Here is a 20,279-nt window from a genome sequence, read left to right on the forward strand (position 1 = left end):
TAGCCTAAGGTTAGAAGCGAGTTAAAAAGTTAGCAAGTAATTCAAGCCCTTGTTGGGTCAAAATTGCTTCGGGGTGAAATTGCACTCCTTCAAGTGCTAAATCATTATGCATGATCCCCATAATTTCATCAAAATCAGAATTTTGTTCTGTCCATGCGGTAATAGTGAAGTCACTAGGCAGGCTTTGTTTATCCACCACTAAAGAATGGTACCGGCATACCGTCAGTGGATTTGCCAAACCGTTAAACACACCTTGATTGGTATGCTTAACTAACGAGGTTTTACCATGCATCACTTGCTTTGCACGAATAACATCAGCACCTAGAGCCTGAGCAATAGTTTGGTGACCTAAGCAAATACCAAGAATTGGCAACTGGCCTTTTAGTTGTTCAACCACTTGCAAAGAAATACCCGCTTCGTTTGGTGAACATGGCCCAGGCGATAGTACAATGTGCTCTGGGTTAAGTTGTTTAATCTCAGCAATGCTGATCTCATCATTTCGTTTAACTAATACATCTTGGTCTAAGCGCTGAAAATATTGCACTAGGTTGTATGTAAACGAATCATAATTGTCGATCATTAACAGCATTGCGTGTAACCCAAAATTACTCAGTCAAAATAATGAAGGCGCATTTTACCCCAAGCGTTCATAAATGTCGGCAAAAAATGGGGTATTACTCAGCGATTAAATGCGCTGTAAGGTCAGCCCTTTCTTGCTCATTAAGTTTTTGCGAACATTTATTTGCAAAGTCATAACGTACTAGTACAGTTTTACCAACGGCACAGCAGTTATCTTGCTGCCAAGCCTCTTGGCGCAGTACAAATGAACTAGAGCCGATGTGCTCAACACTGGTTTTCACTGTGACATCGTGACCATAAAACAACTCACCCACAAAGCTTACTTCAACCTTAGCAATGATCAGTTTCCACTCATAAGGGTTTAAATCGGGCGTAAAAAACCTGAAAATAGGCGCTCGGGCGGCTTCAAACCATACAGGGAGTACGGTATTGTTGATGTGCCCTAGCACATCTGTTTCGCTAAAGCGTGGTGTGATAATTTCAGTAAACATAGTAACCCTATAAAAAATATAAACTAAAGGTAGCTCATGACGGACTTTATTCGCGTATACGAAAACGCCCTCAGCAAAGAATTTTGCGACAACTTTATCACGGTATTTGAACAAAGCCCGCATTTAAAACAAGGCATTACCTCAGGCGGAGTAGATTTAGCGAAAAAAGACAGCCGCGATTTATACCTTAATAACCACCCCGAATACGCTGAGCAACTAAAGCATATTCAACAAACGACTGCGGGTTACGTCTTCAAATACCTTGAAGAGCATATTTTTATGATGATTGGTGCCTTTGGTTTAAAGGTTTACCATCCGCAAACGGGCAAACCTGTTGACTTAACACAGGATAACTTTGAAGAAGTCGGCAAACCACAATTGCCATTACTCGTGCAGCAAATTTTCCGCATGGGTCCAATTCAAGCACAGAAATACGATATCAATAAAGGTGGCTACCCTTATTGGCATAGCGAGGTATACCCGCAAGCTGGCCACAACGAAGCTCTGCATCGTGTGCTGTTATTTATGTTCTATTTAAATGATGTAGAAGAAGGTGGTGAAACAGAGTTTTACTATCAACAACGAAAAATATCGCCTAAACAGGGTTCTATGGTCGTAGCACCGGGCTATTTTACCCACACGCACCGTGGTAATAAGCCTATTTCAAATGATAAGTATATTTTAACCTCGTGGGTCTTATTCAACCGCGCGGAACAAATATATGGCCAACCACAATCCTAGCGGTAATAAGCAGCCCACTCGGGCTGCTTATAGCTTAATTAAAGCTCAGCTTTAATCTGCTAGTAATTGATCAAATAAATCAAAAACCTTATCAAGCTCTTCAATTGTGTTGTAATGCATACAACCAATGCGTACTACGCCGCCTGTTTCTAATACACCTAGCTGCTTACATAAGCCTTGGGCGTAGAAGTTACCATCCCACACACAAATATGCTGCTTACCTAAAAACTCAGACACAACACGTGGCTCGATGCCTTCAAACGTTAAAGCAAAAGTCGGTGTGCGGTAAGCTACACGCTCTAGATCATCAATTCCAAATAACTTGATGCGTGGGTAATCAGCTAAACGAGTTAAGAAATGCTTACTCAATGTCATTTCGTGCTGTTTAGTCATAGCAAATGCAGCAGCTAATTTTTCTCGGCGTGAATAAGTATCATCAAGCTCACTAATTGCAGCAATGTAATCAACAGCAGCAATTAATCCAGCTAGTGCTTCAAAGCTTTGTGTACCCGTTTCCCAGCGACCTGGCGCAACATCTTTTGCAGGTTCAACTTTATATGGTGTGAAACCTTCAAGGTGCTCACGTTTACCATAGACGATACCAAGATGAGGACCAAAGAACTTATATGCAGAGCAGGCCAAGAAGTCACAATCAAGTGCTTGTACGTCTACAAGCTCATGAGGTGCGTAATGTACGGCATCAACATAAACTAGCGCACCAACAGCATGTGCAAGCTCAACGATGCGTTTAATGTCATTAATTGAGCCTGTCGTGTTCGACGCATATGTCACAGCAACAAGCTTTGTTTTGCTAGATAAAAGGCTTTCAAAGTGTGCCATATCTAGGCTGCAATCAGCTTCGTTGATAAGGGTAGTTTTTACTGTCGCGCCTTTATCTTCAGCAGCTTGCTGCCAAGATGATACGTTTGAGAAGTGATCTGCATTGGTGACGATAATTTCATCATCAGCAGTCCAATCACGCGAGATGGCACGGCTAAAGCTAAACGTTAAGCTTGTCATGTTTGCACCAAACACGATTTGCTCTTTAGATGGCGCATTTAATAAATCGGCTGCAGCTTGGCGAGCATTTGCCATTAACTCTACCGTTTTATCACTTGAGAAAAATGCGCCGCCTAAGTTTGAGTTGTAGTAACCCAAATATGCACTCATAGCGCTTAGCACTGACTGTGGTACTTGCGAGCCTCCCGGACCATCAAGGAAAATCGGTGACTGACCTGCAACTTGTTGCATAAGTGCAGGGAACTGGCGACGTAATTGCGTTAAGTTCATGATTTACCCTTACGCAGTTAGTACGAAGCAATCAAGGTAACCTTCTTTGCTTGCATCTAATTTATTCATTGGTGTAGCGTTGTGCCATACTTCACGGTCATTAATCAGTGCGAACATGCCGTCTTTGATTTCCATTTTGAAACATGGCTCAGCTTGTTGGTGTTCATAAACAAGCAGCTCACCGCCCTCTAGGTTTTCGTGTGATACACCACACACACATACGTGATCAAAACCATCTTGGTGAACACCTTCTGGAGCAGCGGGTGTATCACTGTCGATCGCAAGCATTCTGAATTGGTGAATTTCAATATCGCGATCATCGCTGATACCTGTCATATCGCGGAACTGATTAACGATTTGCTTCATGCCATCAGTCGCTAATAAGCTATCTTCTAGATTTTCATAGGTACGCTCAACATTACCTTGGAAGGTATTGATTGAGTCATCTTGCACGAATGCTTTTGTTGGTTGTAGTTTTAATTCACCATCAACAACTTTGATTACTGAATAACGACGCTTACGAAATTCACCATCTGCGTATGGGTTAGCAGGTAGGTTAGCAAAAGAAGGCTTAACTGCGTCAATGTGCGCTTGGCTTACAAAACGAAGTTGTAGAAGGTTCTGGTTGTTTAATGTAGTCATTTCAATCTCGCCTTAATACGTTGAGAATATTGGCGAGGATTTTAATCCAATTAGCAGGGAATATTTGCGTTTTTATGTAAACCAGCAAGATATATTGGATAATTTTAAGATCGTTATAGACATTTTTTAGAATATTTAATCTAAAAAATAAAAACAGCCACAAATGTGGCTGTTTTAGGTTGCACAATTTACGACAAGTTTAATTGCTCATAGAAAGGGAAACTTTATAAAAAGCCACAGCGAACTGTGGCTCTTGGTTTACTCAATTAATTGCTTTTCTTACTTGTTGAAGCTGTTCCTGAAAAGAGAGGCCTCTCAGATCACCCAAACCAGCAGCCATGGTCAATGCATAAATTTCACTTTCTAGACTCAGCATGTGCGCTTCAACAGTGTCTTTATCAATAGCCGATTTTTGGGCTAAGTACTCAGCATAGAGACTATTAATACGATCGATTTGTAATGACAATAAAGCAGCGTGTTGTTTAATTTGCTCGTACTCACGATAGTTAGCTTTACTAAATGTTTCACCTTGCTCTAATTGTTTTCGAACGTCCTGATAAACTGTCGGAAATATATCGACTTTTTTTGAGTTAGCTAGCCCATAAATTTTTTCGATATACTGAGAGAAATAAAACTGTACAACGGCGTCTTTTTCTAAATCAATGAGTTGCTCTAATAGCTTAGGTACATACTCAGCAACTTGCTGCTCTTGCCCGTCAATGAGCATTTCCTTTAATTGTTGATGTTGCTTATCGAGCTCTCGATAACGCTTTTCATAAGATGTTTCAGCATCCAATTGATCTAAAATGGCAAACTCATCTCTAATTGGCTGTAAAACCGATGTGATCCTTTGCTTGGCAAGCTGCGCTTCAGTAACCAAGGAAATGACCTCCTGACTTTGAGACATGACTTCATCTGCAACCGTGTCAGATGAGAACAGTGACGCACTTTTTAAAGCATGTTCAGGAGCTAAACGCAGTTCATTAAACTCAGGCTCAAGCACCGCCCATACTTTACGAGCCTTAGCTACACGCTCCTCATCAAATTGCGCTAAGTTCTCCGTATCTATTTGGTTATAAGCTGTAAGTGCTTCTTGGAAAACACTTTGGGCTTTTTCATAGGCTGCCTGTATTTGTTCGGGGGTCGCCTGTTCTTCTCCTGTAATACTACTCGCAAGAGAACCTAAATCTTGCTGAACAGAATCAATGGTTTTACACCCTGATAAAGAGAATAAAAGTAATGAGCTAATTATGGCGAACTTGTTCATTAATAGCTCCACTGCAAACCAACTGCAAAAGACACATTACTATATTCGACTTCAGGTACGCGCAGACGTTGACCATTTTCAAGATTCTTAGTCACTATATCGCGAGATTTGTATTGCGCATCAATACCGCCCATTAACGCAATATGTGACATTATTTGATAACGTAGCCCGACTCGTCCTAACACACCCCAGCCATTAAAACTGTCGGTTAATGTAGTTGTTTCAAATTGAGTATTTTGAATTTCAGAGTACATGGGTGTACTCAATTCAGCTTCTGCATACCAGCTGTACTTATTAAAACTGTCTTTTAAACGACTATCGTAACGGGCACCTAAAGTAAGCAAGATACCCATTTGATCTTCTGACACAGAGACCACGGGGCGTAGCTGGGAGTTATAATCTTGTTGGTCGCCCACATTGTTCGCGTTATTCATACCCGGTAAGGTAAAACGAGCGGGGTTATCTGGATCATCTGAGATAGCAATCAGTGCCTCATCAAATGCAGCCGCACCTGGTTGCACAAAAGCAAAATTTGAGCGTGTAAAACTAGAAGTAAAAAACTTAGTGCCTAAAGTAAACTGTATGGCTTTTGAAAAATTATAAGCACCTTTAAAACCGATCTCATTCGCTTTTGTTTTAAATGCATTTTCTTGAATATCGCCAAACTCTGCCAAATGCCAAGTTTCAGTTTCAATTTCAGTAGAAATTGTTGCAGCACTTTCAATATAGAATCCCCAATCATCATCAATCCCTGTGTATGATATCTGTCGTATTGCGGGATTGGTCACATCAATTGACTGGCTCAACTTGCCAAACCCTGCTACATCATTGAGAGTCTCACTATAGCTAATCGTTTCAAAACCGAGTCGGACTTCACTAAAAGAGGGGTTAACAGCAAGAGCCGAACCACTGAGGGGGAGTAAAAGAAGAAGTGCTTTCATTGTTCAATTCCTTGATTTGCAAAATCTATGCAGCCAAGAAATGATGCCCGCCTTCCTTGGTTACAACATTAAACACAAAGTTACAACTGTTAACTTTTAACAATAATCAGTGTAGACAAATGTATTAATTTTACAAACCAAACTGAACAAAAACTTAATAAAAAAGCCCGCTAGGTGCGGGCTTTTATACTAGTAAATTTAATTATTACTAATTATACAGCTTGCTGAACGATCACTTGGTCTGCCTTTTTAGTGTATTGAGGCATACGGTGGAAGTTCAGGTAACGATAAGTATCAGCTGCAGTTGCATTGATCTTATCTGCATACTCTTGGTACTCAGCAGGTGTAGGTAATTTACCTAAGATTGCCGCTACTGCTGCAAGCTCTGCTGATGCTAAGAATACGTTAGCGCCAGTACCTAGACGGTTAGGGAAGTTACGCGTAGAGGTAGAAACAACAGTTGCTTTATCAGCAACACGTGCTTGGTTACCCATACATAGTGAACACCCTGGAGTTTCGATACGTGCACCTACGCGACCAAAGATACCGTAGTAACCTTCATCAGTAAGCTGGTCTTTATCCATCTTCGTTGGTGGTGCAACCCAAAGTTGAGTTGGGATACGACCACTGAAACCATCTAGTAGTTTACCTGCAGCACGGAAGTGACCGATGTTAGTCATACAAGAACCGATGAATACTTCATCGATTTTCTCGCCTGTTACGTCAGAAAGAAGACGTGCATCATCTGGGTCATTTGGAGCACAAAGGATTGGCTCTTTGATATCAGCTAGGTCGATTTCAAGTACGTGTTTGTACTCTGCATCAGCATCAGCTTCCATAAGTTCAGGGTTAGCTAACCACTCTTGCATTGCATTGATACGACGCTCAATAGTACGAACATCACCGTAACCTTCAGAGATCATCCATTTAAGCATTACGATGTTTGACTCTAGGTATTCAGCGATAGACTCTTTAGAAAGTTTAACTGTACAACCTGCCGCTGAACGCTCAGCTGACGCATCAGAAAGCTCGAAAGCTTGCTCAACTGTTAGGTGCTCAACACCTTCGATTTCTAGTACACGACCAGAGAATTCGTTGATCTTACCTTTCTTCTCAACAGTAAGAAGACCTTCTTTAATACCGTAGTAAGGGATAGCATGTACTAGATCACGTAATGTGATACCTGGCTGCATTTCACCTTTGAAACGTACTAAGATTGACTCAGGCATATCAAGAGGCATTACACCAGTTGCTGCTGCGAATGCTACCGCACCTGAACCCGCTGGGAATGAAATACCTAGAGGGAAACGAGTATGCGAGTCACCACCAGTACCTACTGTATCTGGTAATAACATACGGTTTAACCATGAGTGGATTACACCGTCACCTGGACGAAGTGATACACCGCCACGGTTCATGATGAAATCAGGAAGTGTGTGGTGAGTGTTTACGTCGATTGGCTTAGGATAAGCTGATGTATGACAGAAAGACTGCATTGTTAAATCTGCAGAGAAGCCTAAACATGCTAGATCTTTAAGTTCGTCACGCGTCATAGGACCTGTTGTATCTTGAGAACCAACAGTTGTCATTTTCGGCTCACAGTATTGGCCAGGACGTACGCCAGGCATGTTACATGCTTTACCAACCATCTTCTGAGCTAATGTGAAGCCTTTACCAGAATCTGTTACAAGAGCAGGCTTGCGGAAGATATCTTCAGCTTCCATACCTAGTGATGCACGCGCTTTATCAGTTAAACCACGACCGATGATTAGTGGAATACGACCACCAGCACGCACTTCATCAAGAATTACGTCTGATTTAAGAGAGAAAGTAGAGATTACTTCATCAGTACCGTGACGCTTAACAACACCTTCGTATGGGAAGATATCGATTTGGTCACCCATGTTTAGCTCATCAACAGGAAGTTCGATTGGTAATGCACCAGAGTCTTCCATTGTGTTGAAGAAGATAGGAGCGATTTTACCGCCTAAACATACACCACCAACGCGTTTGTTTGGTACGTGAGGAATATCATCACCCATGAACCAAAGTACTGAGTTAGTTGCAGATTTACGAGAAGAACCCGTACCAACTACATCACCAACGTATGCAAGAGGTAAACCTTTCGTTTTAAGCTCTTCTAGTTGTGAGATTGGACCAACTTCACCTGGTTTTTCAGGATTGATACCATCACGTTCGTTCTTCAGCATTGCTAAAGCGTGCAGTGGAATATCAGGGCGAGACCATGCATCTGGTGCAGGAGAAAGGTCATCTGTATTTGTTTCGCCAGTTACTTTGAATACGGTAACTGAGATTTTTTCAGCAACTGCAGGCTTGTTTACAAACCATTCTGCATTTGCCCACGATTCGATTACTTGCTTAGCAAATTCGTTACCTGCTTTCGCTTTTTCTTCTACATCATAGAAAGCATCGAACATTAATAATGTGTTTGATAAACCTTTAACAACGATCGGCGCTAACGCTTCGTCATCTAGAAGATCAATCATAGGTGCGATGTTGTAACCACCTAGCATAGTACCAAGTAGCTCAGCTGCTTTTTCTTTTGATACAAGTGGAGAGCTCGCTTCACCTTTTGCAACTGCAGCTAAGAAACCAGCTTTGATGTAAGCAGCATCATCAACACCCGGTGGTACGCGGTTAACTAGAAGATCAACGATAAACTCTTCTTCGCCTGCCGGTGGGTTTTTGATTAATTCAATAAGATCAGCCGTTTGCTGAGCATCTAATGGCGCTGGTACGATACCTAACGCGGCACGTTCTTCTACGTGTTTACGATATTCTTGTAGCACAATATTGCCCTCTTGGTGACGTGAAAGTACTCGGTAGTATTAAGCTAAATACCAATTAAGACCCAGTACTTATAGTATTCTGACGGTTAATTATAAAGCTTTTAAGTATAGATGAAAATCCATGCTGTAAGTAAGGAGTTTAATATTCACTATAAATAGCATGAATAGTACTAGAAAAAAACGCTATTCAAATGAATATTTATTAAGAATCATTCCTATCTACTTACTTTAGAGGTGTTAGAAATGAAAAAACCCAGCACTAGGCTGGGTTTTCAAATTTGCGTAAAGGGTTAGATTAACGCTCTACTTTTACACGCTCAATTACAGTTACTTTCGCTTCAACACGACGGTTTTCAGCATGAGCTTCTGGCGTATTTGCTGGGTTTTTAAGGCGCTCTTCACCTAAACCAACAGTAGTAAGACGCATTGGGTCAATACCGTCTTCGATTAGTTTCTTAGCAACAGCATCAGCACGTTTCTTAGATAACCACTTGTTGTAGTCAGCTTTACCTACTGATGAAGTGTGACCTTCAAGTACTACGTCAGTACCTGGGTGCTCTTTTAAGAACTTAGCAGCGCGGTCAATATCATCTAAGTATTGTTGAGATACTTTAGACGTGTTGTTAGGGAACGTGATTAGTAAGCTCTTAGTTACTTCACGATCTTCATATAATGTACAGCCAGTACCATCAACAGCGTCAGTCATTGGCGTGTTTGCACATTGGTCATCAGCATCAGGAATGTTATCGCCATCGCTATCAACTGGCTCAACCGCAACAGGAACAACTGTTGGAGCAGGTTCAACTGGCTCAGAAGCTGAGCTTTGCGCACCGAAGATATAGCTTAGGCCTAATTTAGCGCCAACATCTGTGTAACCACGGTCAAGACCTTGGTATAAAGATGTTTCAGCGTTAAACGCGAAGTTATCTGTGAAGTAGTGTTGGTAACCAGCACCTACGTTTGCGAACATTAGATCTTCGTCAACCGCATCAAGATTTTTAAGACCGAAAATACCGTAGAATGGACCACCACCTAAGTGATATAAAGCGTCAATACCGTAACGTTTGCCACTTTCAGTACCGCTAACAGAAGTACCGTCATTTAGATCAGCTTTCCAATCGAAGTCCATGTCAGCATATTCTAAACGAGCACTCCAGTAATCACTAAAACGGTAACCTAGCTCTAAACCCCAACCTGTAGAGTCATCAACATCAAGGCCACCTGGAGTGTAGTCGCGGACATTTTCCCAAGAATTATCATAGTAGTCGCCAAATGCGCCGATGTAGAAACCTTGCTTTTCGGCAGCGAAGCTTGAAGCACTAGTTGCAGCAAGTGCTAAAGCAATAGTAAGTGATTTTAATTTCATTGTTTCCTTCCCATTTTCACAATTAAAATTGTAGCTAAGTCAAACCAGCTCAATCAGTTTAAACAGAGTAGTCGACTAATAGTTAATCAAAACTTAACGAACTCGGTACAGAACAAAAATCTTGCCGAGTAATTTCAGTCAATTACCCAAATAATAGGTTATCTAAATAACTTTGCGTAACAATGCCTTTAGATCGCTTTGTTATGATTAGGTGAAAGTCGATTCAGCCTAATCTACTGACTTCAAAACCGATAAAAGTCCATTCCCAATTACATTATTATATTGGTTATTTTTAAATCAACAAGTTGAAAGCAACTTTATTTGTAAATTTTCGTTAAAAAGCAAAACTTTAGTGCTATTTTATTGATATAAATCATAACACTGGCAGCTAACTTGCTCAATCAACGAACACTCAGATTTAAAAAAATGAGCATTTACAATTGTTATCAACCATAAAGATTAACCCTTAAGTACCACAAAAAGTTTGGTAATTACAATCCCCTTCCTTCGGAGGTTGATACCATGCGGCAAATTCTTCCTCATACTCATATGGTTTTTGAATGACTTTTAAAAACTCATTGATTGATGAACTAGATCCTGCCTTTTCATACTCAGCCAAGATCATTTCAATATTATGATTACGCGGAATGACTGCAGGATTAACGGCTCGCATTGTGTTGTAACTTTCAGCTGATGTTCTGAGCCTCCATTTTGAAACCCATCCTTTTAAATTAGAATCTATAACAAAGTCTGTCACTAAAGATTCAGTAAGTGCATTGAAAGTGTTGGTGTAATCAAGTTGGTGTTGCTTCATTAACCCCAGTAACTCTGAAACTAAAGCGTGATCGCCTTCTTGCTGACCTGCTAATCCTAATTTCTGCTGCCACATAGTATTAAATGCATCATTAAATTTAGCAGCAAAACCATTCACAACCGGTGAGAGTTGCTCAACGGCAGCATCTTGATCAGTAAATAAAGGAATTAAGCTTTCAGCTAAACGCGCAATATTCCAATTGGCAATATTCGGCTGATTACCAAATGCGTAGCGCCCTTGATGGTCAATCGAACTAAACACCGTGTCTAAGTCAAACTGATTCATCATCGCGCAGGGGCCATAGTCAATGGTTTCACCACTAATCAAAGTATTATCTGTATTCATAACGCCATGTATAAAGCCAATTCGCATCCAGCTGATAACCAGCTCTATTTGCTTATCTAACACGGCGGTTAAAAATTCAATATAACGCTGCTCACCATTACTGCTGATGTCAGGAAAGTGACAATCAACTGCGTAATCGACTAGCTTTTCTAGCCCTTCTATATCACCTTGTGTAGCTAAGTATTGAAATGAGCCAACACGGATATGACTCTTAGCTAAGCGAGTGACAACTGCACCCGGGCGAGGTGGCTGGCGATATACCGTTTCGCCAGTTGTAACCACAGCTAAACAACGCGTAGTAGCGATACCTAACGCATGAAGTGCCTCACTCATAATGTACTCTCGTACAGCTGGACCAATGGCACAGCGACCATCACCACCACGTGAGAATACCGTTGCTCCTGCACCTTTTAACTGTAAGTCCCACTGCGTGCCATTGTGATCTGCAATAGCACCAAGCAAATGCGCTCTACCATCACCAAGACGCGGTGAAAAATGACCAAATTGATGACCTGAGTAACCAAGTGCAACCGGTGCAACATCTTTATCTATTGTTGAACCAGATAGTAATTTAGCTAAAAATTCGCTGTCGTGTTTAATTTCAAAATTATCAGCGAGTTTGTCATTAAATAGCAGTAATTGCGGCTTAGCAACGGCACTCGGCATATCTTTAATAGCAAGCAGTTCACTAATATCTGTGTATCGGGTTTGCAGTTTCATAACTGTCCTTAACGTGTTGCTACACCTACACGATTATCGCCTACACCATAGGCCACTAGTTGGCTTAGTGCCTGCAGGCTGTAACCGCTTTGCTGTTGTAATTCATTGAAAAAATTTTGTGCTGCTTGTAACGATTTTTTAGTTTGTAAGCCGCCATCAATCAACTCATGGGCACGCAAATAAGCTTCTACATCGCGAGAGAGCAAAAAGGTATCTTTACCAAGCGCTCGCAAAGCGTATGGGCCAGTATTTCCCCCTAAACGCGCACCATGCTTTTTAAGATAGGCCCACAAACCAATAATATTGTCAGTTGGCCAATCTGCAATAAATTGGCTAAAACTACCATGTTTCTCGGCAACTTCGTGGATCATGTACGCATTTTCTGGGATCGTTTGTACTTTTTTAAAATTACGAACAATTCGCTCATCACTGGCTTTTTGCTCAAGCATATCTGGCGGCATCATCAACAACTTTTCTACGCTGAAATCCCAAAACACATCACGAAAACCAGCCCATTTATTATTGATAACAGACCAATAAAAACCGCTTTGAAAGACTTTACGCGTAAACTCTTCTAACCATAAATCGTCATGCATTTTGGCAATATCAGTATCATCGAGCGGGTTTGATAACAATGCATGCAGCATTTCTTCGCTGCCTTTTCGAGATACGGCTCGCTGATAAATATCGTTAAATTTTTCCATCATTTTTCCAATTTATTTGGTTAACGCTAAGTGTACGTAAAAACACGCTTATACGTAACCATGTTGCAAAATCGGTCACTAAAAAACAAATCCTTCGCCTTGACACCTAGATGGCTAAAATGCTTTAATCGCCGCCAATACCCTATTTAACTATGTTGGCTTTAACCTTTAAAGCGAGCATAAAGGGCTGGAAGAGGTGCGTTATTCAGGTAGCGTATGGGAAGAGCACAGACTCTGTTGATCATACGTGAGGGGAATTAACGCCGAGAAGTAACACCGTTTGTGAGGTGCTTATTTCGGGCGACTGGGCTGAATCCCAGCGACTGTCACCAACAATAGCAAAGCGCTATTGATTAGTTTGGTGGAGAGCTTCTGGTCTTAGTATAATAAGGCCTTCGCGTCTTTATTATTTTAAGCCCATTCGCTCTTCGAATTATACCTTGTTCGAACGACGACATGCGGCTCCATTCAAATGTTCCCGCATAAACTCTTCGAATACCTTATAAGTTCGTGAGAGATGATCAACAATTTTGATTTAAACGACTATCCATTGTGGACAGCGCTTGTCACGCCATTTTCTGAATCTGGCGAGGTCGATTACACGGCCCTTGAACAACTGGTTACGGAGCAGCAAGATGCAAATAACGGCATTTTATTGCTTGGCAGTACCGGTGAAGGACTGGCGCTTTCACTCAAAGAGCAACAAGCCATTGTTGAACATGTTTGTCAATTAGCACCAAGTGTCCCACTCATGGTTGCTGTGGGCGGCATGAACCTTAAGCAACAAATTGCTTGGGTTGAATACTGCAACCAACTACCTATTCATGGCTACCTGTTAGGTTCACCTCTGTATGCAAAACCTGGGGTTGTTGGCCAAACACATTGGTTTAAAAGCCTACTAGACGCAAGTAACCACCCTTGTATGTTGTATAACGTACCAGGACGCAGTGCAGTTGAGATTTCACCGCAGGTGATCACAAACCTTGCTGAGCACAAAAATCTTTGGGCCTTAAAAGAAGCCAGTGGCGACATTAGCAAATTTGAAGGCTTTAGAACGGCATCACCAACACTGGCTATTTTCAGTGGCGATGATGCACTTATGCCATATTTTGCTCAAGCGGGTGCAAAAGGTTTAGTTTCGGTTGCCGCGAATGCTTGGCCGAGTCAAACCCATGAGTTTGTTAAACGCAGTTTAAGTGGTCAATACCCAAATCTATTCACCGATTGGTCGCAAGCAATCCAAAGTTTATTCGCTGTGGCAAACCCAATCCCCGTAAAAGTACTGATGCACCTGCAAGGTAAAATAAATACCCCGCATTTACGTCCGCCGCTTACGCATTTAGAGCTTGAGCAAACAGACAGCATCACCCACGCAAACAACACTATTTTATCTTGGAACTAAAAACAGGTTTTATCATGAGCTGGTTAGAATTATTAAACAACTTAGAATCAGGCGCAGTTCGCGCAGCAACACAAGACGAGAACGGCAACTGGCACGCCAATGTTGAAGTTAAACAAGGCATTTTAGAAGCCTTTAAAAACGGCACTAATACTGAGTTCCCAGGTGGTTTTGTTGATAAGCACAACTTAGCACCACAAGGCTTTGCAGCCGATGCTGGCGTGCGTATGGTACCAGGTGGTAGCAGTGTTCGCCGTGGCGCACACGTTGCCAAAGGCACCATTATCATGCCACCAGCATATGTGAATATTGGCGCGTTCATCGACGAAGGCACTATGGTCGACAGCCACGCATTAGTGGGTTCATGCGCACAAGTGGGTAAAAATGTTCACCTAAGTGCTGCAGTACAATTAGGTGGTGTACTTGAGCCAATTGGTGCTAGCCCTGTGGTTATTGAAGATGACGCATTCATCGGCGCAGGCTGCGTTATTGTTGAAGGTGTGGTTGTGAAAAAAGGTGCTGTACTTGCGCCAGGTGTTCGTTTATCGGCAACTATTCCTGTTTACGATTGCGTTAACGAACGCCAGCTAGACAAAGGTGAAGCCATCCCAGAAAACGCGATTGTGATCCCAGGCTCTCGCCCAGCTTCAAATGCATGGGCTCGCGAGCAAGGCCTAAGCATGTCTTGTGCATTGATCGTGAAATACCGTGATGAACAAAGCGATGCATCATTACTGTTAGAAGAGGTTTTACGTTAATGAGCTTTTTGAGCACGCCCATCAAGCAAGCTGTTGAACAAGTTTCAACACATCTTGATACGCCATTTTTTATCTATGATTTAGATAAATTAACTGCACATTTAAATCAACTGACTGCGCAAACCGATGTGAAGCTTTGGTATGCCGTAAAGGCCAACCCGCTGTCTCGCATTATTCAATGTTTAGACAGCGCAGGGTTTAACTTTGATGTTGCAAGTAAAGGTGAACTTGAGCAAGTGCTTGCTCAAGGCATCGATAGCGAGCGCGTGCTCAACACAGGGCCTGCAAAGAGCCCTAAACAAATTTCACATTTTATTGCTCGCGGCGTACGTACCTTCGTGGCCGAGAGCATTAACCAAGTTCGCTGGTTAAACGAACAAGCAACAAAAGCAAATTGCCAGCTGCAAGTTCTATTGCGCGTACAACTTCGTTGGCCAGACGGCGAAAAGAACCCTCTTGGTGGTGATAGCCTTACTCCTTTTGGTTTGGGCTGTGATGAGTGGCAAGCACTGACTGTAAGTGATTACCCAGCTCTTAACTTTGATGGCCTGCATATTTTCCAATGGGGCAATATGCTAAGTACTGACAAGCTCGCCGAGCTATGGCGTGCGATGATTGCGCCATTACAACAGCTAGCAAGCTCAATAAATATTAACCTTAATATTCTCGATTTAGGGGGTGGCTTAGGTATTCCTTATACGCAAGATGCTAACCGACTCGATTGGTCTGCACTTATCGAGACTCTGGCGGCTATTAAAGCAGATGCAGGTGTCAAAGAGCTTTGGATGGAACTTGGCCGCTATGCGGTGGGCGAATGCGGCCATTACGCAACGCCGGTTGTTGAGCGCAAAGAGAATTACAATCAACAACAAGTGATTTTATCAGGCGGTATTAACCATTTACTTCGCCCTGCTGTAACAAACCAAGATTTTCCTGCGGCATTACTACGCGAGTCAACGGCTGAGCCTGCGGCAATGACTTTATACGGCCCGCTTTGCACCGCCCTTGATTGCTTAGGTGAGCACCAATTAGCGAGCGATTTAAATGATCAAGACTGGTTGGTATTCAGCCAATGTGGTGCATACGGCTTTACCGAAAGCATGCCGTACTTTTTATGCCACGAATTAGCGGCTGAATACATCCTTGAACAAGGCAATATTGAGTGTATCCGTAGCGCTGAAGATGCCAGCTATTATTTAAGGTAATCGCCATGAGTAAAGAGTTAATCAGCCAAGAGAATATTGTGGTTGGCGAGATTGCCAACGGCCTACCACTGACAATTCCTGTGTATCGCTTAAAAGGCGATGGCACGGGACCAAACGTGTATATACAAGCCAATATGCATGGTGCTGAAGTACAAGGTAATGCAGTAATTTATCAATTGCTTGAGCAGCTAAAATCACTCAATCTGCGTGGCGATATTACCCTAGTTCCTTATGCTAACCCTATTGGTTGCAACCAAAAATCAGGTGAGTTTACTTTAGGTCGCTTCGATCCAATTACTGGCACCAACTGGAACCGCATGTACCGCTTTAATAAAGCGTTACCGTCACAGATTGCTGAACAGCATAAAGACAGTGATGATACGACCCTTAAAGCGGCGTTTAAACAGGCACTCGTTGCTGACATCGACTGTCAATTAACGGGTCCTGATTACAGCCTAACAACGGGTAAGCGTATTGCCCTTAACTTACAAAAGCTTGCGCATCAGGCTGATATCGTTTTAGACCTTCACACAGGGCCTATCTCAAGTAAGCACTTATATTGCCCTGAATACGCCAAAGACAGCGCAAGTTACTTCAACATCGAGCATGTGTTATTGATCCCAAGTGATTTTGATGGCGCGATGGATGAAGCGAGTTTCTGCCCATGGTGGTCACTATCTGAAGAGCTTGCCAAACAAGGCCGTGAATTTGCTGTTCAAGTCGAAGCATTCACTGTTGAACTTGGTAGCCAAGAAAAAATCGATTTAAGTGCGGCACTTGAAGATGCAAATAGCATTTTAAGTTACCTCAATCAAAAAGAGGTATTAGTTGATGCTGCGTATCATCCAAAAGCGATGACACGTTATGCCTGCATGCTTGAAGATTATGTAGCTTATTACGCACCTATGGGTGGCATGGTCGAGTATCTTGCCCCACTGGGTGGCCATATTAAAGCTGGTGAGCCTATCGCCCGCATTTTAAGAATGGAGCGCTACCTTTCTGAGCAGCCGCTACAAACATTAAGTTTTGATAAAGACGCCATTGCTATTTTGCATTTTGCTTCAGCAAGCGTGAATCAAGGTACCGAACTTTATAAGTTTTTTACCACCGTATTTGAGCTATAAGCTCATCCCTTCTCATTGCGTGAGAGTCAACGGCTTATGCCCTTAGGCCGTTACAGCAGGGCTCCAAGCTTAGCTTGGGGCTCTCTATTTACCTAAAATTTTAACAATTCAGTACAAGTTCACGGTTACTTATGTAAAAATCGTTATAATTATACCTACTTACAAGTCTACTGAAAGGGAACTGCAATGGGATGGCGCATTTGGCTGGCAGCAGCTGGCTTATTTTCTGTACCTGTATTTGCTCAAACTGAACAACCACAAACTAACGAACAAGATGACGCGCTAGAACTCGTAAAGCAGTGTATTTTGAACGAAGCGATTGGCGGTGACGGTAAACAAACACTCGAAGAACTTCGTAAAAAATGCTCAGACTTAGACGAGAGTAAAAAGCTCACCGCTTTAGACAAACGTAAAGCCCGTGAAGAAGTAAGCAAGAAAAACCGTAATGTGATCACCCCGCATAAGCGTAACTACATATTACCGCTTTCATACGTATCTAACCCGAATGAACGTCCTTTTGATGGTTTAAAAGATCTTGCTGAGCAAACTGATGGCGAGCCACTTGATAATCTTGAAGTGAAATATCAACTTTCAATTAAAGTGCCTATCTTCGAAGGCTTTTCAGATAAAGATCAGGGCGTATTCTTTGCGTTTACCATGCAATCGTTTTGGCAGTTTTACAACAAAGATATTTCATCACCGTTTCGTGAAACAAATTACGAACCAGAGATCTTCTGGGTGAACTACCTTGATCCTGAGCATGTGCTTTGGGGCGATGAAATGGCAATTGCAATTGGTGCCTCACATCAATCGAATGGCCGCAGCCAGCCTAATTCACGTTCATGGAACCGTATCTATGCCGATTTCCTATGGGAAAAAGATGGCTTTGTTTTTAGCTTTAAGCCTTGGTATCGCATTCCTGAAGATAAAAAGGACGATGAGCTAGAAGCCCGTGGCGATGATAATCCAGATATCTACAAATACATGGGTTACTTTGAGTTTTCAGGTGCATATCGTTACAACGAGCATGAATTTAGCTTTATGACCCGTAATAACTTAAATTCAGATAACCGTGGTGCAATCCAATTAGATTGGTCTTTTCCTCTTTGGGGCCGATTACGTGGCTACGCACAATATTTTAATGGTTATGGTGAGAGCTTGATTGATTACAACGCCGATATTGAACGTTTTGGTGTGGGTATTCTGTTAACTGACTTACTTTAACTGTAAGAAGAGCGAGCTTTAGTTAGCTCGCTCTAAATAGTCGTTATTTTTTAACGATGAAGTGACCTTCAAATTCTGCTACTAACACATCGCCATCGTATACATTTACTGGCACGTGGTAGCTTGCTTTACCACTTTCTTCTAAATCAGCTAATTTGCCTTTACAGCCAGCCAGCTCAACACTACCACGAGGGTCGTTATTGAGTGGTTTAAGGTATTTAATGTTGGCATCAGCTAACACGATATTTCCTTCAAGGCCTGCTTCTTTCAGCGCAAGGTAAGTTGCGCCCCACCCTGTTAAGGTTGCTAAACTATAAATTGAACCCGCAAACATAGTGTTATGAAGGTTTAAGTTCGCATCTAAATCAGCGCGGGTAGTAAACTGCCAATCGGTATAGCTTTCAACTTTAATGCCCATCGCATCACTGATTGGGATCGACTCACGCCACGTGTTTTGCAGTACTTGTGTCCAGTTTGGATGACGGAACCAACCCGGCTCAGAGGGTTTTTGTTTTACCATTTTCCAATGCTGTACATCGTCATAGGCAAGGTGCGCTTTTTCTTTTAATTCGTAGCCATGACGCTTATAGAAATCAAGGGCTCGCTCACGAGCAAACAATACCAGCTCGTCAGCATCTTGAGTCCATGCGATTTTTTCTAATTCATGTAATAAACGACTACCAATATGCTGGTTACGATTACCTTCAGCAACCGCCATATAACGAACTTGCGCTTGCTGATGATTATTAAAATGCAGGCGCGCTACGCCTAATACTTCGCCGTCATTATTTTTGATAAAGCGGTGCTCTGCGTCTTGTTCTAAGTCATCTTGCTCAGAACCACGCGGCTCGCCCCAGGGTGCTCTTAAAACCTGCCAACGTAATGAATAGTACGCTTGCCAATCTTCGCTGCTTTGTGGGGTGGTCACTTTAAACATAAAAACTCCTGTGATAATTCAGCCACTGTCTGTTGTTTTTCTGTCGTGGCCTTTGCAATGCGAATTACGATACGCGATCTTCTAACAAGTTGGAATAATACTTTGGTGACCCAACCTAAATTATTATTCTTGGCTGTAAAAACTAATGCACAATTGCACTTTAAGCCTGCTGGTCTATGCTGAAATAATTGTATTATTTTAATAAATAAATAGCTAAAGGCCCGAAATATGGAACATTTTCTTGAACCCAGTGGCGCAGTAAAACATAGTTTTATTGAGGACTGCCACCGATTAGGGCAACTCATCTATTGGCATAAACAAGGCAATTACAGTATTCAAGTTAGGCAACTTAACCAATTACGCTGGTTATTGATCAATGAAACTCTACAATCGGTCATTGAAAAACGCCGACCTGCCAGATTACTTTTCCCGCATTTACAATACCTTGCAAAGCTTTGGCAAGACTTAGAGGAACCTAAAAAGATTTTAGAACTAGGGCTAGGCGGTGGTGCTATTCGTAATTACTTACAGCACACCTACCCTGACAGCCAACTGACATCGGTTGATAAAAACCCCGACATAATTCACTGCTATAAACGTTACTTTGGTGGCGACCATGCCAATAATCTGCACTGTTTTGATGCGCAGCAAGTATTAGAGCAAAACAACGAATACAATTGGATTATCCTAGATTTATTCAGTGAGGTAGATGCGCCATTATTTTTATACAAGCACCAGTTTTACACCAAGCTAAGAGCAGCGATGGCAAAAGATGGCTTGTTGTTCATTAATTTTTTATCTAATCACCCATCGCAACTAAAGCAACTTGAGCACCTGCTAATCACCGAGTTTGGCAAGCGCCCAAGCATTGTAAAAATCCCCGACTACGTAAATCACATCGTGATGATCAAAAAATAGCTGT

General features: G+C 42.1%; 18 protein-coding genes and 1 riboswitch. Of the genes, 7 read left to right on the plus strand and 11 right to left on the minus strand.

Going from position 1 to position 20,279, the window contains the following annotated elements; all coding sequences use genetic code 11:
- Positions 1-10: 10 nt before the first annotated feature.
- Both WA256_RS15205 and WA256_RS15210 read right to left on the minus strand, forming a co-directional pair.
- Entirely contained in the window at positions 11-589 is a 579-nt protein-coding gene (locus tag WA256_RS15205; RefSeq protein ID WP_054552416.1) for an anthranilate synthase component II, read from the minus strand.
- Positions 590-674: 85 nt separating this feature from the next.
- Positions 675-1,070 carry an acyl-CoA thioesterase gene (locus WA256_RS15210; RefSeq protein ID WP_335992565.1) on the minus strand — a complete coding sequence of 132 codons (396 nt, stop codon included), beginning with the start codon at positions 1,068-1,070 and terminating at the stop codon, positions 675-677.
- Positions 1,071-1,106: 36 nt separating this feature from the next.
- On the opposite strand from WA256_RS15210, the gene WA256_RS15215 reads away from it, so the two are divergent.
- Positions 1,107-1,811: a 2OG-Fe(II) oxygenase gene (locus WA256_RS15215; RefSeq protein ID WP_054563475.1), complete on the plus strand. Its 705-nt coding sequence runs from the start codon at positions 1,107-1,109 to the stop codon at positions 1,809-1,811.
- A 51-nt stretch (positions 1,812-1,862) separates the two neighbouring features.
- On the opposite strand, the gene WA256_RS15220 is transcribed toward WA256_RS15215, so the two are convergent.
- From WA256_RS15220 to WA256_RS15255, 8 genes are all read right to left on the minus strand, one after another.
- A complete protein-coding gene (locus tag WA256_RS15220) occupies positions 1,863-3,101 on the minus strand; it encodes a cysteine desulfurase-like protein (RefSeq protein ID WP_287202327.1) in 1,239 nt (412 codons plus the stop codon).
- A 9-nt stretch (positions 3,102-3,110) separates the two neighbouring features.
- The gene (locus tag WA256_RS15225; protein WP_054563473.1) at positions 3,111-3,743 is read right to left on the minus strand and encodes a 2OG-Fe dioxygenase family protein; all 633 of its coding nucleotides are present in this window, start codon (positions 3,741-3,743) and stop codon (positions 3,111-3,113) included.
- Between the two features lie 262 nt (positions 3,744-4,005).
- Positions 4,006-5,010, minus strand: a complete 1,005-nt coding sequence (locus WA256_RS15230) for a hypothetical protein (protein ID WP_063529148.1) — start codon at positions 5,008-5,010, stop codon at positions 4,006-4,008.
- Entirely contained in the window at positions 5,010-5,951 is a 942-nt protein-coding gene (locus WA256_RS15235; protein ID WP_054563470.1) for a hypothetical protein, read from the minus strand. Before WA256_RS15235 ends, WA256_RS15230 begins: the two co-directional genes overlap by 1 nt.
- 212 nt (positions 5,952-6,163) lie before the next feature.
- Entirely contained in the window at positions 6,164-8,761 is a 2,598-nt protein-coding gene (gene acnB, locus WA256_RS15240) for a bifunctional aconitate hydratase 2/2-methylisocitrate dehydratase (protein WP_062566654.1), read from the minus strand.
- Positions 8,762-9,056: 295 nt separating this feature from the next.
- Positions 9,057-10,127: an OmpA family protein gene (locus tag WA256_RS15245; protein WP_054563468.1), complete on the minus strand. Its 1,071-nt coding sequence runs from the start codon at positions 10,125-10,127 to the stop codon at positions 9,057-9,059.
- A 466-nt stretch (positions 10,128-10,593) separates the two neighbouring features.
- Positions 10,594-12,006, minus strand: coding sequence for a protein adenylyltransferase SelO (locus tag WA256_RS15250; RefSeq protein ID WP_335992566.1), 1,413 nt, complete (start codon positions 12,004-12,006; stop codon positions 10,594-10,596).
- An 8-nt stretch (positions 12,007-12,014) separates the two neighbouring features.
- Positions 12,015-12,710, minus strand: a complete 696-nt coding sequence (locus tag WA256_RS15255; RefSeq protein WP_335992567.1) for a DNA-3-methyladenine glycosylase I — start codon at positions 12,708-12,710, stop codon at positions 12,015-12,017.
- A gap of 183 nt (positions 12,711-12,893) precedes the next feature.
- A riboswitch (Lysine riboswitch) is annotated at positions 12,894-13,090 on the plus strand.
- 137 nt (positions 13,091-13,227) lie between these two features.
- Between WA256_RS15255 and dapA the strand changes: the two genes are divergently transcribed.
- The 5 genes from dapA to WA256_RS15280 all read left to right on the plus strand — a co-directional run bounded on the left by dapA (position 13,228) and on the right by WA256_RS15280 (position 18,420).
- Positions 13,228-14,112 carry a 4-hydroxy-tetrahydrodipicolinate synthase gene (dapA, locus tag WA256_RS15260; protein WP_335992568.1) on the plus strand — a complete coding sequence of 295 codons (885 nt, stop codon included), beginning with the start codon at positions 13,228-13,230 and terminating at the stop codon, positions 14,110-14,112.
- A gap of 14 nt (positions 14,113-14,126) precedes the next feature.
- Positions 14,127-14,867: a 2,3,4,5-tetrahydropyridine-2,6-dicarboxylate N-succinyltransferase gene (locus tag WA256_RS15265; RefSeq protein WP_054552405.1), complete on the plus strand. Its 741-nt coding sequence runs from the start codon at positions 14,127-14,129 to the stop codon at positions 14,865-14,867.
- Complete coding sequence (locus WA256_RS15270) at positions 14,867-16,072, plus strand: PLP-dependent decarboxylase (RefSeq protein WP_335992569.1); 1,206 nt, start codon at positions 14,867-14,869, stop codon at positions 16,070-16,072. Before WA256_RS15265 ends, WA256_RS15270 begins: the two co-directional genes overlap by 1 nt.
- 5 nt (positions 16,073-16,077) lie before the next feature.
- A complete protein-coding gene (locus WA256_RS15275) occupies positions 16,078-17,196 on the plus strand; it encodes a succinylglutamate desuccinylase/aspartoacylase family protein (RefSeq protein ID WP_335992570.1) in 1,119 nt (372 codons plus the stop codon).
- 186 nt (positions 17,197-17,382) lie between these two features.
- A complete protein-coding gene (locus WA256_RS15280; protein ID WP_054563462.1) occupies positions 17,383-18,420 on the plus strand; it encodes a phospholipase A in 1,038 nt (345 codons plus the stop codon).
- A gap of 43 nt (positions 18,421-18,463) precedes the next feature.
- Here WA256_RS15280 and WA256_RS15285 read toward each other — a convergent pair whose 3' ends face one another.
- Positions 18,464-19,357 (minus strand): bifunctional GNAT family N-acetyltransferase/hotdog fold thioesterase, encoded by an 894-nt coding sequence (locus WA256_RS15285; protein ID WP_062566662.1) that lies wholly within the window; start codon positions 19,355-19,357, stop codon positions 18,464-18,466.
- A gap of 228 nt (positions 19,358-19,585) precedes the next feature.
- Between WA256_RS15285 and WA256_RS15290 the strand changes: the two genes are divergently transcribed.
- Entirely contained in the window at positions 19,586-20,275 is a 690-nt protein-coding gene (locus WA256_RS15290; RefSeq protein ID WP_054563460.1) for a spermidine synthase, read from the plus strand.
- The last annotated feature ends 4 nt before the right edge of the window (positions 20,276-20,279 follow it).

It is taken from the genome of Pseudoalteromonas sp. CH_XMU1449-3 (assembly GCF_037027245.1).
Classification (GTDB): domain Bacteria; phylum Pseudomonadota; class Gammaproteobacteria; order Enterobacterales; family Alteromonadaceae; genus Pseudoalteromonas; species Pseudoalteromonas shioyasakiensis.

Coding starts and splice junctions, on each gene's coding strand:
- WA256_RS15205 (WP_054552416.1), bottom strand. CDS start 589: ATGCTGTTAATGATCGACAATTATGATTCGTTTACATACAACCTAGTG.
- WA256_RS15210 (WP_335992565.1), bottom strand. CDS start 1,070: ATGTTTACTGAAATTATCACACCACGCTTTAGCGAAACAGATGTGCTA.
- WA256_RS15215 (WP_054563475.1), top strand. CDS start 1,107: ATGACGGACTTTATTCGCGTATACGAAAACGCCCTCAGCAAAGAATTT.
- WA256_RS15220 (WP_287202327.1), bottom strand. CDS start 3,101: ATGAACTTAACGCAATTACGTCGCCAGTTCCCTGCACTTATGCAACAA.
- WA256_RS15225 (WP_054563473.1), bottom strand. CDS start 3,743: ATGACTACATTAAACAACCAGAACCTTCTACAACTTCGTTTTGTAAGC.
- WA256_RS15230 (WP_063529148.1), bottom strand. CDS start 5,010: ATGAACAAGTTCGCCATAATTAGCTCATTACTTTTATTCTCTTTATCA.
- WA256_RS15235 (WP_054563470.1), bottom strand. CDS start 5,951: ATGAAAGCACTTCTTCTTTTACTCCCCCTCAGTGGTTCGGCTCTTGCT.
- WA256_RS15245 (WP_054563468.1), bottom strand. CDS start 10,127: ATGAAATTAAAATCACTTACTATTGCTTTAGCACTTGCTGCAACTAGT.
- WA256_RS15250 (WP_335992566.1), bottom strand. CDS start 12,006: ATGAAACTGCAAACCCGATACACAGATATTAGTGAACTGCTTGCTATT.
- WA256_RS15255 (WP_335992567.1), bottom strand. CDS start 12,710: ATGGAAAAATTTAACGATATTTATCAGCGAGCCGTATCTCGAAAAGGC.
- dapA (WP_335992568.1), top strand. CDS start 13,228: ATGATCAACAATTTTGATTTAAACGACTATCCATTGTGGACAGCGCTT.
- WA256_RS15265 (WP_054552405.1), top strand. CDS start 14,127: ATGAGCTGGTTAGAATTATTAAACAACTTAGAATCAGGCGCAGTTCGC.
- WA256_RS15270 (WP_335992569.1), top strand. CDS start 14,867: ATGAGCTTTTTGAGCACGCCCATCAAGCAAGCTGTTGAACAAGTTTCA.
- WA256_RS15275 (WP_335992570.1), top strand. CDS start 16,078: ATGAGTAAAGAGTTAATCAGCCAAGAGAATATTGTGGTTGGCGAGATT.
- WA256_RS15280 (WP_054563462.1), top strand. CDS start 17,383: ATGGGATGGCGCATTTGGCTGGCAGCAGCTGGCTTATTTTCTGTACCT.
- WA256_RS15285 (WP_062566662.1), bottom strand. CDS start 19,357: ATGTTTAAAGTGACCACCCCACAAAGCAGCGAAGATTGGCAAGCGTAC.
- WA256_RS15290 (WP_054563460.1), top strand. CDS start 19,586: ATGGAACATTTTCTTGAACCCAGTGGCGCAGTAAAACATAGTTTTATT.